This window comes from Mucilaginibacter sp., from assembly GCF_041660805.1.
Taxonomy (GTDB): Bacteria; Bacteroidota; Bacteroidia; order Sphingobacteriales; family Sphingobacteriaceae; genus Mucilaginibacter.
This window is the reverse complement of record NZ_JBAZVP010000041.1, coordinates 24,251-37,585: the sequence shown is the minus strand read 5'-3', so window position 1 is coordinate 37,585 and position 13,335 is coordinate 24,251. Positions and strand designations below refer to the sequence as shown.

Here is a 13,335-nt window from a genome sequence, read left to right as displayed (position 1 = left end):
ATGTCTGTCATTAACGCTGTCAGGAACAAATTACTTGCTTTAGCTTTATCTGTGGTCAAAAGAAACAGCCCTTTTATCAAAGAATATCTTTTCACTTTTTCTTGATTATGCCATAGAAATCCCTAACACAAAACAAATGCACTTACGGAGTTGCGTACCTACGGCACACGACGCTGTTGTGCCCTTTTCTACAAAGCGGTTGCTCCTACAGAACATGGACATTTAATTTCCTTAATGAATTTGTAATATTGATATTAACCATTTGCCCCATCGGGGCTACAGCTTTGTAGAGACGAAAAAGCAGGGTTCCCTTTGCTCCGTAGGAGCTACCCGTATGCCCATGAAATTAAAACAACTCCAATATCCTTAATGCAACACCTTCTTTAAATCTAACGCAAAACAAATGCACTTACGGAGTTGCGTACCTACGGCACGCGACGCTGTTGTGCCCTTTTCTACAAAGCGGTTGTTCCTACAGAACAGGGATATTTAACTTCCTTAATGAATTTGTAATGATGATCTTAAGTATTTGCCCCATCGGGGCTACAGCTTTGTAGAGACGAAAAGCAGGGTTCCCTTTGCTCCGTAGGAGCTACCCGTATGCCCATGAAATTAAAAGAAACCCCAATATCCTTAATGCAACACCTTCTTTAAATCTTTTTCCGGTTGCAGATAATGGCTGTCTTCCATCCAATCGGCTAAACGTTGGGGCCAATTGTTTATCGACTTTAACTTTCTGTTAGTACCCATATTAAAAGCATGATCACCCCTTGCATACATGTGCATCTCTACCGGCACTTTGGCATCACGATAGCGCTGTAAAAGCTGTATCAATGGCAAAGAGCAGCAAACATCATCATTTGCGGCTACCAGGAAAGCTGGCGGCGCATCAGCACTAACAACATCAGGCAAATAAGATGGGCCGGGATAAACTTGTATAATAAAGTTAGGCTTAGCGTTGGCCCGGTCTATTGGGTCGGCAGCTTTAGGGTCGCCTTTGGTATCTTTAAATGATATCATATCAACCACCTCACCACCTGCCGAAAAGCCCATCAGGCCTATCCGGTTGGTATCAATAGCCCATTCTGCAGCACGGCTGCGAACCAAACGCATGGCGCGATAGCCATCCGCTTTGGCATGCACATCAATTTTATATGGTGATAAAGTATCACGGCCTAAACGGTATTTCAATACAAACACGGTAACACCAATGCTATTAAAAAATTTGGCCGGGGCTACACCTTCAGCATTATAAACCAGTAAACGGTGCCCTCCACCGGGACAAATAACCACAGCCGCGCCATTTGCTTTATCCGCAGGAGGTGCAAATACAGTTATTGATGGGTTGTGGATGTTCTTAACCCAGTAATCCTTAGCCTGCTCGGGCTCGTTACGGCGGTTTTCAAATCCAGGCGCGCCTTTTGGCCACAACGGAATAACGGTTTGCGCTTTTGCCACAAAGGTACTTAGCAACAAAACAACCAAAACTTTGCAGTACAGATTCAGGGTTTTCATGATGTTAGCAATTAGGTTTATGCCCTAACCCATGTAACGTTTCCACCACTCAGAATTATAGGGGGCTTTAACATCAACTGGTTGGCCGGGCTCAGGTAAAAATAACTTAATATTTTTCTCTTTACCAAATTGTACCAATTTTTCTACGGGTTCAAACCAGGCATGTGTTGACAGGTTAAAAGTCCCCCAGTGTACAGGCATCATTATATTACCCTTTAAAGCAATGTGTGCGTTTGATGCATTATCAGGCCCCATGTGTATATCAGGCCAGTTAACACCGTAAGCGCCTATTTCCAATATGGTAAGATCAAAGGGGCCAAAGGCTTCGCCAATGTCGGCAAAGCCAGGGAACCAGCCAGAATCGGCACCAAAAAATATATTGTGTTTAGGGCCTTTTATTACAAATGAGGCCCACAAGGTTTCATTACGATTAACAATTCCCCTGCCCGAAAAGTGCCTTGCCGGAGTAGCCGTAATATTGCAATTGCCTATCATTACGCTATCTCCCCAGTCAACCTCGTGTGTGTAATTTTTTAAGATACCCCATTGTTCCAGATATCTGCACACACCTAAAGGCGAAATAAAAGGAATAGCTTTATCAGCGAAAAATTTGATGGTTTTGCTGTCTAAATGGTCGTAATGATCATGCGATACAATTACCACATCAAGCGGCGGGAGGTCTTCCAGTGCCAATGGCGGTGCAAAAAATCTTTTTGGGCCAATGCAGGAGGAGAACGAAACCCGTTCGCTCCAAACCGGGTCAGTTAGTATACGGATGCCATCTATCTCTATCAGCAAACTGGAATGCCCCAGCCAGGTAACGCGTAAACCGTTTTCCGGCGGCGTTTGAAAAATGGCAGGGTCTGTTTTAAATGGACCTAATTGCTTTTTGGGGATACTTTCGGCTTTGTTGTTAATGTACTCCCTTAAAATGGGGATCATTTTGTCGAAGCCGGCCTCGTGGGTAGGTATGGGGTTTAAAAACTTTTTTCCTTTTTTACTGGCACCAACTAAATTCATAAGCAATTATAAAGCTTGTATTGTTATTAAATCTTATAATAACGTAAAAGTTTGTCTATATATCAGTTTAGCTGCAGCTATTTCCTTAAAAAAGCGATTGCCGCATCACAAAATTGCAATAACATTACAGGAAGCGTATTTTCCGGGTACGGATGTGCTCCGCCGAAGGTATGATCACCACCAGGAATAACGATTAATTCAGAGTGGGGCTGAGCATTATGCAGTTCCTGTGCATGGCTCAGGGGTACGCTGGTATCATCATCACCATGAACAATTAGCCAGGGTTGTTTAACATCGGCGGCTTTAGTCAGGATGTTTAAACGATCAGGGTTTTTCTCCAGATCGTCCAGTATGGTTGCTTTTAAAGGCATGTTTTGCCCGGTACGTTTGTTGGGCATGTACATAATACCTTGCAGGCGCCATTGCGCCTCGGCCTGTTTGGGCCACAAATTATAAAAACTTGATATAGATGCCATCGTTACCAGTTTTTTTATCCGTTTATCTTCGGCAGTTTTTATGATGCTGATACCTCCACCCATGCTGTGGCCTATCAGGTAAACTTCTCTTACGGCGGGCACATATGATCCGCCGCAGGCAAAGTCAATAACCGAATTAAGATCTTCAAGTTCAATAGAAAAAGTATTATCGCTAAACGCGATCAGGTCGGCAAAATCAATAGGGTTATCAGTTGTTGTGCCATTATGCGAAAAATTGAATTTTAAATAACGGAACCCATTTTGAACAAAGTAATTAGCAACAAGATTATGCGTTCCCCAATCTTTAAAGCCTTTAAAACCATGTGCGAAGATTACAAGTGGGGCATGAGGTAATGCATCATCAAAAGTAATATCGGCCAGCATTCCCCTGCCTTTAGCGCCGGGAATAGTATAAAAGTTCTTGCGGATCATAGGATACGAAATTAGTAATGTTTCGTATAGTTAGCTCAAGCCTAATTTGAATTTTTTTATCAGTTGCGTGAATAGATACAATGATGAATTATGCAGCATCCCATGCCTTAACCAACAGGTTAATTTATATCTTCTTGCCATTAAATGTTATTCCATACAGATCTGTACGGCGGTCTTTTAAATTTTGAACGCTGCCATACTCATGCAAGGCGTCTAAAACCGAAAGATCCACATCTGCAATAACTATCATTTCGGTGTTTGGGGTAGCTTCTGACTGGATCCCGTTTGTTGGAAAACCAAAATCTGAAGGCGTAAATACCGCCGACTGCGCATAGGATATACCCATGTTGTTTACGTTAGGCAGGTTACCAACACAACCGGCAATAGCCACATAGCATTCATTTTCTACAGCGCGGGCCTGGGCGCAAAATTTAACCCGGTTATAACCATTTTGTGTATCGGTTAAAAATGGTACAAAAAGTATTTGCATATCCTGACTGGCCAAAATGCGGGAGAGTTCAGGAAACTCAACATCATAGCATATCAGGATACCTATTTTACCGGCGTCAGTATCAAATGCTATTACTTCATCGCCGCCACGCATACCCCAGGAGTTGATCTCTGCCGGTGTAGGGTGTATTTTTGTGGTCTCTTCCATGCTCCCGTTACGCCTGAAAAGATAGGATACATTATACATCGAATCCTCTTCAATTTTAGGCATACTACCGGCAATGATGTTTACATTGTAAGATACTGCCAGTTTTGAAAACTCCTCAACAATAGGTTGTGTATATTTTGCAAGTTCACGCATGGCCTTGGCAGAATCCATATGATTATAATCGGCCATTAGCGGCGTGTTAAACAGCTCGGGGAACAAAATGAAATCCGATTGATAATCGCTTACGGCATCAACAAAATATTCGGCATGCTTCATCAATTCACTAATGTTGCTGTAAGGCCGCATTTGCCATTGTACCAGGCCAATACGTACAACCGTTTTATTATTAATTACCGAGCTGGGTTCTTCATAATAAACGTTATTCCACTCAATAAGCGTTGCAAAGCCCTTAGAACGGCTATCTTCAGGCAAATAATTTCGTAATATTTTTCGAACGTGAAAATCGTTGGCTAACTGAAACGATAGGGTAGGGTCATAAATCTCTTTATATTTTACCTTATCAATATACTGGCGGGGGGTAAGATCGGTCTGGAATTTTTGATAATTGGGAATCCGGCCACCGGCTATAATACTTTTTAAGTTTAGCTTTTCACATAAAGCTTTGCGGGCTTCATACAAACGGCGGGCAAGGCGTAAACCGCGGTATTTAGGATGAACAAAAATGTCAATCCCGTATAGCACATCGCCTTTATCAGTATGCGTTTTAAACGTGCTGTTGCCCGTTATTTGTTTATAAGTATGGGTATCGCCAAACTTGTCATAATCAACAATTATTGATAGCGCGCAACCAACAACAACGTTGTTAACAGTAACACATATTTGCCCTTCAGGAAAAAGTTTGATAAGTTTTTTTATCGATGCGGCGTCCCAATAGTCCTCATCCATATCCAGGTAGGCAGATTTCATTGACTTTTTTAATTCCTGGTAATCCTGAACATCCAGGTTGCGCATTTCAATACTTTGCAGATCCATTTTGCTGTAACTCTATTTAATGGTAATTGTTTGTTTTTGATATTAAGTAGAAGCATTAAGACTGCTGCTGTTTGCCTGATTTACTATTCTTTATGTGATCAGGCCTATGGCATTAATAAAGGTTGCTGTAATGATCTTATTCGATTATAATCCCCCATGAAGCAACCTTATGAGATTTTGGGCGTATCATTAACAGCACGAAGAAATTTCGAAAAAACCGGATAGTGCATTTAACACTACCGGTAATGGCAATAATGAGAGAAAATATAGGAATAAGATAGGGGGTTATAAATTGATAAAATCCGGCAATAAAAATAACCGGCTATCAAAATTATAAGGCTGATATTTTTAATATTTTCATTTTTATAGGCCATTTATTTCGGAAAACGATATTTTAACAAAATAGGAGGGAATATATTAGGGAATGTACCTAATTTATAAACATTCTAAATACTCCTGTTTGACATATCCTTGACATTGGATCATTCGCCGTGTGTTACTTTTGTTGGGTCAAAATTAAAAACTGCTTTGAAGTATTTAAAGGTAATAGCTTTTACGCATAAACAGATTGAGCTGAAGGAATTAGGGAGATTGGTAATTTGCCAGGAAAATCTGACTGATAAGCTTCATGAGGTTAAAGAACGTTTTGGCATTGCCGAAATATTTTACCTTGCTACCTGTAACCGTGTCGAATTTATCATGTCGACACCGCAGATTGTTGACAGAGAATTTGCACATGCTTTTATTGAAGCATTAGAAATTGGCCTGTGCTCACACTCTACCAGTACTTTCTTAGAAGCAGCCTCAATTTATGAGGGACAGGAAGCAATGAACCATTTACTGCGTACTTCATGCTCATTAGAAAGTTTAATTGTTGGTGAAAAAGAAATTTTAGCCCAATTACGCAAAGCTTATGAAAGCTGCAAAGATGCCGGCCTAACCGGCGATTCACTGCGTGTGGTGATGGGCTGCATTGTTAAAACAGCTAAAGAGGTTTATACACATACCAATATTTCAAAGAACCCTATTTCGGTTGTGTCATTAGCATACCGTAAATTAAAAGATCTGAAATTATGTTCTAACGCCCGTATCCTTATCATTGGAGCAGGCGAAACCAACAGGAACATATCTAAATACCTGCAAAAGCATAAATTCTCAAATTTCTCCGTATTCAACCGTACGCTTGCCAACGCGCAGCAATTAGCTAACGATTTAGGTGGCGAAGCTTTTGAATTATCCGATCTTAAGGATTTCAATAAAGGGTTTGATGCTATTATTACCTGCACATCGGCAGTTGAGCCTATTATTACAACTGAGATTTATACTTCTTTACTAAACGGCGAAGAAGGCAAAAAAACAATTGTTGACCTGGCCATACCAAATGATACCGCTCCTGAAGTGCTGGAACAATTTGATGTGAACTTTATTGAGGTACACTCTCTTAATGAAGTTGCCAAAAAGAACCTGCAGGAACGCTACCAGGAACTGGTACACGCCGAAGCCATAATAGAGCAAAACATTGCCGAGTTTTTGGTGATGCTGAAACAACGCCGTATTGAGCTGGCCATGCGCCAGGTGCCGGAGAAGATCAAAGAGATCCGCAACAATGCCGTGAATACCGTATTTGCCGAAGAAGTGCAGGGTATGGACAAAGAATCGCGCGAGATACTGGAAAAAGTGATCAACTACATGGAGAAGAAATACATCAGTGTTCCCATGATCATGGCTAAAGATATCCTCATCAATAATAACTAAATTTCTTCTCTTAATTGGTACCGGCTTAACGAAGTATAATTCTCCTATTCCTTCCCATTAACTCTATTTCCTTCTAAATAATAGCAGTTATCTCCTTTTTTTTTCTCTTTTTGCTTAATACACCCATATAAGGGTCATTTTGTTGCAATTAGATATAATTCCTGCAATCGCATTCCTTATCATCCCCATAAAAAATTAAATTTGCAGTAAAATATTTATCCCTTTGGACAGAAAAATAATAATAGGAACGCGTGGCAGCGAATTAGCTTTATGGCAGGCAAACTTTATAATGGACAGTCTGGCTGCTATTAACATTACCGCCGAACTTAAAATTATAAAAACCCAGGGCGACCGTATCCTCAACTTAAGCTTTGATAAGCTGGAGGGTAAGGGGTTTTTTACCAAAGAACTTGAAGAAGAATTACTGGCAGGCAGTATTGATATTGCAGTACACTCGCATAAAGATCTGCCTACTGAAAACCCTCCGGGACTCATTATCGCAGCAGTTTCAGAACGGGAAGACCCGGCTGAACTGTTGTTGATCTTGAAAGATTGTGTTGATGTGCGCCAAAAACTCTCCGTTAAATTCGGCGGCATGGTAGGTACATCATCCAATAGGCGCAAGGCACAGCTACTGGCCATTCGCCCCGACCTGGAAATAGATGAATTGCGTGGCAACGTACCAACCCGCATAGGTAAACTACGCGATGAAAAGTATGATGCCATTATGCTGGCCAAAGCCGGTGTTACCCGTTTAGGCATCGACCTGAGTGAATTTCATGTTGAAGAACTTACCGCGACTGAATTTATTCCCGCCCCGGCACAAGGTGCGCTTGCTATTCAGATCCGCGAGAGTGATCATGCCTTGTTTGAAACCTTGCAGGCCCTGAACCACTTCGATGTGGCGGAAGAAATAGCGCTGGAGCGCGGCGTGCTAAAAATGTTTGGAGGTGGCTGTCATTTACCACTTGGTGTTTACTGCCGCAGGGACGAGGGTAAGTTTCAGATATTTACCTCAAAAGCTGATGATGGCGAGGGTTTCCCCGACAGGTTGTTTATTGAGACGGATAATTTAGAGGGGGTTATTGATAAGATCGTTGCCCGTTTTGCTAAAGACCGTAAATTCCCTAATAAAGTATTTATCTCACGTGATATCTCAGCTACCAGTTATTTCCGCAGGGCGCTGGATAAGCACAAAATAGAAATAGAGGCGCGCTCATTGATCCGTACCGTACCGGTTATCACCAGGTTTGATTCGTATATATTGCGCAATATGGATTGGATATTTTTCACCAGCAAAAACGCGGTGGAATATTTCTTCAAATTAAATCCATCTTTTCCTAAAAAGATAAAGTTTGGTGTAATGGGTACCGGATCTGAAGATATGCTGCGCCGTAACGGCCACTTTGCCGATTATGTTGGCGACAGTAATGATACCGCCGATGTGGCTAACGATTTTGCTAAACTGGCTAACGGGACCCATATATTGTTCCCCGGTGCTGATAGCCCCATGGGCAGTATCCAGCAAGGCCTGTCTGCCGATACAAAAATCATTAATCTACCGGTTTACGAAACTGTGCTGGAAGAAAATGTAGAGCCAAGTGGTGCAGATGTATTGGTATTTACCAGCCCCAGCAACGTGGAAGCTTACTTTGCAGATAACCTGCTTGAACCCGGACAAAAAATAATAGCCATTGGCAAATCAACCGGCAAAAAATTTGATGAAATGGGTGTAAAATATATCCTGCCTTTTTCACCTGATGAAGTAGGCTTGGCAGAGGCTGTGTTTGGGATTTAAACCCCCTAACCCCCTGAAGGGGGAACAATAGAGGGGTTAATTATATTATAATAGAAATTCAAAAAGCTCTCCCTTTAGGGAGCTGGGGGGGTATATGTTACAACGACCAAGAAGAAACCGGAAAAGTGAAGTAATACGCCAGATGGTGCAGGAAACACATGTTAGCGCAGCTAACCTTATATTCCCGCTGTTTATTGTTGATGGCGAAAACCAAAAAACGGAAGTATCATCAATGCCCGGTATTTTCAGGTACTCGATAGATAATTTACTCCGCGAAGTAGAAAGCTGCATGAACCTGGGCTTACACTCGTTTGACTTGTTCCCTAATATTGACGAAGCATTAAAAGATAAATATGCTACTGAAAGCCACCGTGAGGAAAGCCTTTACCTGCGTGCAATCCGCGCCGTTAAAAAGAATTTCCCCGAAGCTTGTGTAATTACCGATGTTGCAATGGACCCATACAGCAGTGATGGACATGACGGTATTGTGGAGAATGGCGAGATATTGAATGATGAAACCCTGGAGATTTTAGGCAAAATGGCGTTAGCTCACGCCCGCAGCGGTGCAGATATTATTGCTCCGTCAGATATGATGGATGGCCGTGTGGGCTATATCCGTAATGTGCTTGATGAAAATGGTTTTACCAATGTATCTATCATGTCGTACTCGGCAAAATATGCCAGCGCGTTTTACGGTCCTTTTAGAGATGCTTTAAATTCGGCACCAAAATTTGGCGATAAAAAAACCTATCAGATGAACCCCGCCAACCAGCGCGAAGCCTTAATTGAGGCCAACCTGGATGAACTGGAAGGCGCCGACTTTTTGATGGTGAAACCTGCCTTGCCTTACCTTGATGTAATTAAGTTAATAAAAGACAATACCGAGCTCCCGGTTGCGGCATACAATGTAAGTGGCGAATATGCCATGATAAAAGCCGCCATACAAAAAGGCTGGTTGAACGAGCAGCGTGCTATTACCGAGGTGCTTACCAGTATCCGCCGGGCAGGCGCGAGCGCCATACTAACCTATCACGCTAAAGAAGTATTGTTAAATAAGTGGCTTTAAGCCTATACTAAAAAGCGTCATTGCGAGGAACGAAGCAATCTCAAAACTGTGCATAGCCGATATGCTTAAAGGGAGATTGCTTCGTTCCTCGCAATGACGCATGGACGAAATAAAATGAGTATACCCGATATCAGCAGAGAAAAATCTGCAGCATTGTACGATAAAGCTAAAACCTATTTCCCGGGAGGGGTAAATTCACCTGTCAGGGCGTTTAAATCTGTTTACGGCACACCGCTTTTTATTGAAAAAGGCGATGGCAGCCACATATGGGATGCCGACGGTAATGAATTTATTGATTTTTGCTGCTCATGGGGGCCACTTATCCTTGGTCACAACCACTCATCCGTTCGTGAAAAGGTGATGGAAGTAATGCAAAAAGGCATGTCATTTGGCGCGCCTACCGCATTAGAGAATGAGCTGGCAGAACTGATATTGAGTAACAACCGTTTCATTGAAAAGATCCGTTTTGTAAGCTCGGGTACGGAGGCGGTTATGTCTGCTATCAGGCTGGCAAGGGGTTATACTAAACGCGATAAGATATTAAAGTTTGAAGGCTGCTATCATGGGCACACCGATTCATTATTGGTTAAAGCAGGCTCGGGCCTTGTAACCTTTGGCGAAACCTCATCAGCAGGCGTACCAAAGGCTTTTGCCGATGAAACGATAGTTATATCATTGAATGATAAAGAAGCCCTGCAGGAGGCTTTTAATGAGTTTAAGGGGCAAATTGCGGCAGTTATTATAGAGCCTGTTCCGGCTAATAACGGTTTGCTGTTGCAAACTCCTGAATATTTAGAATACCTGCGCCGGATATGTACGCAAAACGGCACCATGCTGATATTTGATGAGGTGATCTCGGGCTTCCGTATTGGTTTTGAAGGAGCAGCGGCATATTACAATATACAGCCGGATATTATTACTTATGGTAAAATTATTGGTGGTGGTTTACCTGTTGGCGCTTATGGTGCATCGGCAGAGGTTATGGATCATATATCACCGGTAGGCTCGGTTTATCAGGCAGGTACACTATCAGGCAACCCGGTAGCTATGGCGGCGGGTATTGCGCAATTAACGGAGCTGTTAAAACCGGGGTTTTATGATGAATTGCATACAAAAACAGCTCATTTTGTAAAATCTATACAAGAATTTGTTGCCAATCGCAGTTATAATTTTAAAGTGTTTACTATCGGCTCTGTTTTTTGGTTTGCATTTACAGATAGAACCGGTATAAGCACTGCCGAAGAAATTGACCCGGCAAGTATGCTTAAGTTTAAAGAAATGCACCGCGAGCTGATAAACAGGGGCATATATTTAGGCCCGTCGGGTTATGAGGTTGGTTTTATATCTGCGGCCCATACAATGGCTGATTTAGAAACAACAAAAACAGCTATATTTGATAGTCTGGATATCGTATTTAAACAGGGAAGTTAAAAGTGGGCGTGTAACGGAGCACGCTTAAAACTGCAAACTAATGAAATATATGAAAAAGTCGCTTGTTATTTTTTACGCCATCATTATTTACGCTGTCGCGGAATTAATGTGGTGGGGATACATGCTGGTTAAACTTAACCCAAGCCGTACCGGCATGATATTGGGTGAGGGCTCTATGTTTGTTGTTGTGTTTTTGATTGGGGCATATTATCTGCATAAATCAATGAACAGGGAACAAAGGTTACAAGAGCAAAAGAAAAACTTTTTATTATCGGTAACTCATGAGCTGAAATCGCCCCTGGCATCAATTAAAATTTTGCTGCAAACCATTCAAAAGCGAGACCTGACCAAAGCACAGATTCTGGACTTTATTGATAAATCTTTAACCGATGTGGAGCGCCTGGACGATATGGTTGAGAATATGCTTTTGGCCTCAAAAATTGATAACCGCTCCTATACCTTCCCTAAGGCACGGTTCAATTTATCGGTTTTAGTAGATAGCATTGTAAACCGCCTGCAAATAAGTAAGTGCGATTGTAATCAACAGATTATTAATGCCGAAATTGAACCTAAAATAGAAATTACCGGAGACAAGTTTGCCCTGACATCAGTAGTGACCAATTTGGTAGAGAACGCGGTTAAATATTCAAGTCCGTGCGAAACAGTTAATGTTAAGCTTTTTGAAAAAGAGGGCAAGATCTACTTCCAGGTGGCCGATCATGGTATTGGTATAGCCGATAGTGAAAAAAGCCGTATTTTTGATAAATTTTACCGTGTAGGCAGTGAAGATACACGTAACACAAAAGGTACAGGCTTAGGCTTGTATATTGTTAAAGAAGTGCTTGATAAACACCAGGCCAGTATAAAAGTTAAAGATAACCGCCCTGCCGGGAGTGTTTTTGAAGTTGTTTTTGCATAAACCTAAAATAGATATCATGCCTACTAAGAAAAGAATTTTATTAGCTGAAGACGAAGACCATTTGTTGGAAGCCATTAAGTTAAACCTGGAGCTGGAAGGTTATAAAGTTTCTACAGCAAATAATGGTAAAAAAGCACTTCAAATATTTAAAGAAGAGCGTTTTAACCTGGTAATATTGGATGTTATGATGCCTGAGATTGATGGCTTTGTGGTTGCAGAAACCATTCGCCTGGAGAACTCTGAGGTGCCTATTATGTTCCTTACAGCCAAAAACACCAATGAGGATAAAATATCAGGACTTAAAAAAGGTGCTGATGATTACCTGACCAAGCCATTTAACCTGGAAGAACTGATATTGAGGGTGAACAACCTTGTAAAACGCAGTTTGAAAGGTGATGACCTTAAAGAATTTAATAGTTATAAGATAGGTGAGAAAACCATCCACTTCAATTCATTTGAGTTGGTTAATGAGGATGGAAGCATTACTCCGCTTACTAAAAAAGAAACCATGCTGCTTAAACTGTTAATTGAGCGCAGGAATGAAGCGGTATCGCGTGAGCAAATATTAGAAACTGTATGGAACTATGATGTATATCCATCAACCCGTACCATTGATAATTTTATTCTTACTTTCCGTAAATACTTTGAACCAGATCCTAAAAACCCGGTTTATTTTCATTCTATCCGCGGTGTAGGCTATAAATTTACAGATAACCAGCACTAATAAATGTTTACTAATAAAGCACGAATTTTAGTTACCGGGCTTTTTGTAATACTGCTGGCTATTATCCTTAAGCTTAAAGTTTATGAACTGGCGGCTGTAGCTGTTTTGTTTATTGCATTACTTATTTGGGGCTATTTTAAACAGGGAACTATAGTCCTGGCAGCAAAGGCTTTTCACCAAAAAGATTATACAAAAGCAGAGAGCCTGTTAAAGCAGATTGCCCGGCCAGATTGGTTAAGCAAAAAACGACGTGGCTTTTATGAATTTATATATGGCGGTGTATGCCTGCAAAAGCAGGAATATAAAGAAGCCGAGCTGCATTATGAATTAGCTGCACAATACCCGTTACGAAGTGCTAATGACCATGTTGCGGCCTTAGTACACGTAGCCAATATAAACGTACGTAATGGCAATTATGATAAGGCGCAGGCCTATTTACAATTAGCCGAAAAGCATAAAGAACATATAACTGCAAAAATGAAGGATGTGATCCTGAAGGTTGAGCAGGAATTAAAAAAACACACAAAATAAAGAGGCGAGATTGTTAG

At 41.4% G+C, this 13,335-nt stretch carries 11 protein-coding genes; 7 read left to right on the top strand and 4 right to left on the bottom strand.

Translation table 11 applies throughout. From position 1 onward, the window contains the following. Window positions 1–633: 633 nt before the first annotated feature. The 4 genes from WC743_RS25995 to WC743_RS25980 form a co-directional block, all read right to left on the bottom strand. Window positions 634–1,515 (bottom strand): alpha/beta hydrolase, encoded by an 882-nt coding sequence (locus WC743_RS25995; RefSeq protein WP_373016476.1) that lies wholly within the window; start codon window positions 1,513–1,515, stop codon window positions 634–636. Window positions 1,516–1,539: 24 nt separating this feature from the next. After that, window positions 1,540–2,535: an MBL fold metallo-hydrolase gene (locus WC743_RS25990; protein WP_373016475.1), complete on the bottom strand. Its 996-nt coding sequence runs from the start codon at window positions 2,533–2,535 to the stop codon at window positions 1,540–1,542. Between the two features lie 77 nt (window positions 2,536–2,612). After that, a complete protein-coding gene (locus WC743_RS25985; protein WP_373016474.1) occupies window positions 2,613–3,443 on the bottom strand; it encodes an alpha/beta hydrolase family protein in 831 nt (276 codons plus the stop codon). A gap of 124 nt (window positions 3,444–3,567) precedes the next feature. Then, the gene (locus WC743_RS25980) at window positions 3,568–5,094 is read right to left on the bottom strand and encodes a GNAT family N-acetyltransferase (protein WP_373016473.1); all 1,527 of its coding nucleotides are present in this window, start codon (window positions 5,092–5,094) and stop codon (window positions 3,568–3,570) included. A 528-nt stretch (window positions 5,095–5,622) separates the two neighbouring features. Between WC743_RS25980 and hemA the strand changes: the two genes are divergently transcribed. The 7 genes from hemA to WC743_RS25945 all read left to right on the top strand — a co-directional run bounded on the left by hemA (window position 5,623) and on the right by WC743_RS25945 (window position 13,318). Continuing rightward, entirely contained in the window at window positions 5,623–6,849 is a 1,227-nt protein-coding gene (gene hemA, locus WC743_RS25975) for a glutamyl-tRNA reductase (protein WP_373016472.1), read from the top strand. Between the two features lie 223 nt (window positions 6,850–7,072). Then, window positions 7,073–8,647 (top strand): hydroxymethylbilane synthase, encoded by a 1,575-nt coding sequence (hemC, locus tag WC743_RS25970; protein ID WP_373016471.1) that lies wholly within the window; start codon window positions 7,073–7,075, stop codon window positions 8,645–8,647. 94 nt (window positions 8,648–8,741) lie between these two features. Next, window positions 8,742–9,713 carry a porphobilinogen synthase gene (gene hemB / locus WC743_RS25965; RefSeq protein ID WP_373016470.1) on the top strand — a complete coding sequence of 324 codons (972 nt, stop codon included), beginning with the start codon at window positions 8,742–8,744 and terminating at the stop codon, window positions 9,711–9,713. A gap of 114 nt (window positions 9,714–9,827) precedes the next feature. After that, window positions 9,828–11,144, top strand: a complete 1,317-nt coding sequence (gene hemL / locus WC743_RS25960) for a glutamate-1-semialdehyde 2,1-aminomutase (protein WP_373016469.1) — start codon at window positions 9,828–9,830, stop codon at window positions 11,142–11,144. A 49-nt stretch (window positions 11,145–11,193) separates the two neighbouring features. Continuing rightward, complete coding sequence (locus WC743_RS25955) at window positions 11,194–12,063, top strand: sensor histidine kinase (protein ID WP_373016468.1); 870 nt, start codon at window positions 11,194–11,196, stop codon at window positions 12,061–12,063. A 16-nt stretch (window positions 12,064–12,079) separates the two neighbouring features. Then, the gene (locus tag WC743_RS25950) at window positions 12,080–12,787 is read left to right on the top strand and encodes a response regulator transcription factor (RefSeq protein WP_373016467.1); all 708 of its coding nucleotides are present in this window, start codon (window positions 12,080–12,082) and stop codon (window positions 12,785–12,787) included. Window positions 12,788–12,790: 3 nt separating this feature from the next. Next, a complete protein-coding gene (locus tag WC743_RS25945; protein ID WP_373016466.1) occupies window positions 12,791–13,318 on the top strand; it encodes a tol-pal system YbgF family protein in 528 nt (175 codons plus the stop codon). The last annotated feature ends 17 nt before the right edge of the window (window positions 13,319–13,335 follow it).